The following is a 3,148-nucleotide window of genomic DNA, read 5'->3' on the forward strand; positions in this document are numbered from 1 at the left end:
GGCGGCAATCTGTTCCGCCGTGAACTCGTGACTGACGGCATGGCTGCCATCGCGCAAAGTGGTATCCACTACGTGAATGAAGGGTTTGTCGCTCATGCTACTACCTCCCCTGCTAAGATCTTTGGGGCCAGTTTTTCCGCTACAGCCACAGCAGCGGAGGTAATGATGTCCAGGTTGCCGGAGTACTTGGGCAAGAAATCACCGGCTCCCTCCACTTCCACGATCACCGTCACCTTGTTGCCATCCAAGAGGGGCGGCACCCGGAGACGGTAGCCAGGCACGTAACTCTGGACTTCTTTGACCATAGCTTCCACGGAGGCCCGGATAGCCGCTTCGTCCGGTTTTTCTACCTCCACGTAAACGGTGTTGGTCATCATAATCGGCGGCTCGGCGGGGTTAAGGATAATAATCGCTTTGCCTTTCTTGGCCCCGCCCACCACTTCCAGAGCCTTGGCCGTGGTCTGGGTGAATTCATCGATGTTCTGGCGCGTCCCCGGCCCCGCGCTCTTGGAAGAGATACAGGCGACAATCTCCGCATATCTGGCTCCCGCGACCCGGCTCACGGCGTAAACGATAGGTACCGTCGCCTGCCCGCCACAGGTGACCATATTGAGGTTGGGCTCGAACTTCACCTGGTCCAGGTTGACACAGGGGACGACGTAGGGCCCCACCGCCGCCGGAGTGAGGTCAATGGCAATTTTGCCCGCCTCTTTCAAAAGCGGCGCATGCTGGAGGTGGGGTTTGGCACCGGTGGCGTCAAAGACAATTTTGATATCCTCTTCCGCCAGTACGGCATTGACGCCGTCCACGGAGGTTTTAAAGCCTAAACTCCTGGCCCTTTTGATGCCCTCCGATTCCACAATGCCCGTCATGAGGGCCATCTCTAAGTACCGGCTCCGCATGATTTTAAACATCAGATCGGATCCTATGTTTCCGGGACCGATCACCGCTACTTTAACTTTGTCCACATTCACATCCCCTTCGATTAGACTTTGGCTATCACTGTCTCGCCCGGCTACACAAACTTCAGGCTCAAGCTCCCCAGGCCGTAGAAGGACACGGTGAAGACATCGCCTGCGGCAGCATTCTCAGCGGCCGTGACGGCCCCCGATAAAATAATTTCCCCGGCCTCCAGGGCAATGCCAAAGGCGGCCAGCTTGTTGGCCAGCCAGGCCACGGCGGCGGCCGGATGACCCCAGACGGCGGCGCCGGCACCGGTGCTGACCACTTCACCGTTCTTCTCCAGCACCATGCCAATGAGGCGCAGGTCCAGGTCTTTCACGGGAACCATACGGCTCCCCAAGACCAGCCGCGCACTGGAAGCGTTATCAGCCACGGTATCCGCCAGCTTGATCTTCCAGTCTTTGATGCGGCTGTCCACAATCTCAAAAGCCGGCATAATACCTTCCGTGGCCCGGAAAACGTCGGCAATGGTCACACCGGGACCCCGGAGCGTATCTTTCAAAATAAAGGCCAGTTCCGCTTCCACCCTGGGGGCCAGGAGCTCCTCCCTCCGGCAGGGTTCTCCTTCCAAAAGCAGCATGTTGTCCAGCAGGTGGCCGTAATCGGGTTCATTGACCCCCAGCAGCTGCTGCATGGCCTTGCTCGTTAAACCGATTTTCTTACCAATGACCTTCCTGCCCTCTGCTTTCCTCAGCTCGATGCCGGCCAATTGAATGCGATAGGCATCTTCCACCGTTAAACCCGGATGAACATCGGTTAAAGGTTCAATGGGTTGGCAATTGGCTTCCGCTGCCAGCAGTTCAGCAGCTATGGCCCGGTAATCCATGTGCATGACCTCCCTTTCTCATTCCCTGGCGCCAGCGCTCCCGCAAGGCGCCTGCAATAAACTCGGCCAGGCTTTCCTTCGCCAGGCCCTGCTCCAGCCCGGCGAGCAGCCGGTCGCAACCTAATTTGGCTTCTTCATGGGGGCCCGGCAGGGCTACCAGGTAGGAAAGACCTACCTTCCCCACGGCGATGCGTACCCCTTCTTTGTGATGCCGGTGGTAATCCGGCTGAAATTTCAGGATCCAGGGCGTACAAGCCCCGGGATCCAAGCGCAGGACGGCTTCGATGCTGAAGTCCTTGTCCTCGGCGCCTACGCCGCCGGTGGTGATAACGAGGCCGTAACCTTCTTCCAGCGCTCCCTCCAGGCGGTTGGCAGCGGCCACCGCATCGTCCTCCAGGATGCCCCCGTAGTGGGCCCGGTACCCCTTGTTTTCTAAAGCTGAGATGATATACGGTGAATTGGTGTCTTTGATTTTGCCGGCGATGACTTCAGAACCGGAAGCAAAAACAATAGCCCGCCGGGCCACCGCCTGGCTGATGTCCCGGGCCAGCACCTCCGATTCAGCCAGGACCCGGCCTGCTTCTTCGGGGTCTAAAGCGATCAGGCCCAGCACCCCTTCCGAGTGGACCGTGGCCCCCGGATCGATTTCCACCCCCGGCACTTCCGCCAGGCGCCGCAGGATCTCCTTTCCTTTACCGGCCACCGCCTCCGCTTGGACCCGGCGCCGTAATATGTCAAAAGCCAAAAGCCCGGGCCGCACATCCACCACCATCACATCTTGCGGTGGCAGTTCCAAGGCGGCAGCCGCCGCTAGCGCCACCAGACCCAGGTCGGCGTTAACCAGTTCCACACCCTCAATCCAGAAGTTGGTTTTTTCCAGCAGGTCCCATTCCATCTTTTTTCCTCCATTGCCTGCTCATTTGCGCACATCTAGACTAAAATCCAACAACGGGGCATCGATAATGGCCCGGCCTACGTCCACAATGTCGGCCCCGGCGGCAATGACCCGCTCAAGATTGTCTATGGTTACGCCCCCGCCGAAAGCGACCTTAACTTGGTCCCGGCCATCCTCTAGGGCCACTTCCTTTACCAGCCGCAGGTCCTCCAAATTACCGGTATCCACCATGAGAATGCGTGCTCCTGCTTGCACCGCTTCCCTGGCCTCCTCCGCCAGGGAAGCTCTTTCACCGCGCAGCTGCACCACCACGGCTCTCCCCTCCAGCTCCCGGGCCTTCCGCACCGCCGGGCCTATGCCCCGGAACATGCGGACATAGTTTTTATCAAGGTAGACAAAAGGCTCTTCGGTGATGCGGATACCAGCGCCGCCGGTAGCGATGGCCCGGCGCAGGTCCTGCCGTA

General features: G+C 59.1%; 4 protein-coding genes. All 4 read right to left on the reverse strand.

What is annotated here, in order from left to right:
* Nucleotides 1-92: 92 nt before the first annotated feature.
* Nucleotides 93-968, reverse strand: a complete 876-nt coding sequence (locus GXX34_01705) for an acetaldehyde dehydrogenase (acetylating) (GenBank protein HHW06244.1) — start codon at nt 966-968, stop codon at nt 93-95.
* 47 nt (nt 969-1,015) lie between these two features.
* Complete coding sequence (locus GXX34_01710; GenBank protein HHW06245.1) at nt 1,016-1,789, reverse strand: 2-keto-4-pentenoate hydratase; 774 nt, start codon at nt 1,787-1,789, stop codon at nt 1,016-1,018.
* Entirely contained in the window at nt 1,764-2,684 is a 921-nt protein-coding gene (locus tag GXX34_01715) for a competence/damage-inducible protein A (GenBank protein HHW06246.1), read from the reverse strand. The genes GXX34_01710 and GXX34_01715 overlap by 26 nt, the downstream gene beginning before the upstream one ends.
* A gap of 21 nt (nt 2,685-2,705) precedes the next feature.
* Nucleotides 2,706-3,148 (reverse strand): nicotinate-nucleotide pyrophosphorylase (locus GXX34_01720; protein HHW06247.1); only part of this gene is annotated, 443 nt, incomplete at its 5' end.

The sequence above is a fragment of the Clostridia bacterium genome (assembly GCA_012840125.1).
Lineage (GTDB): Bacteria > Bacillota > DULZ01 > DULZ01 > DULZ01 > DULZ01.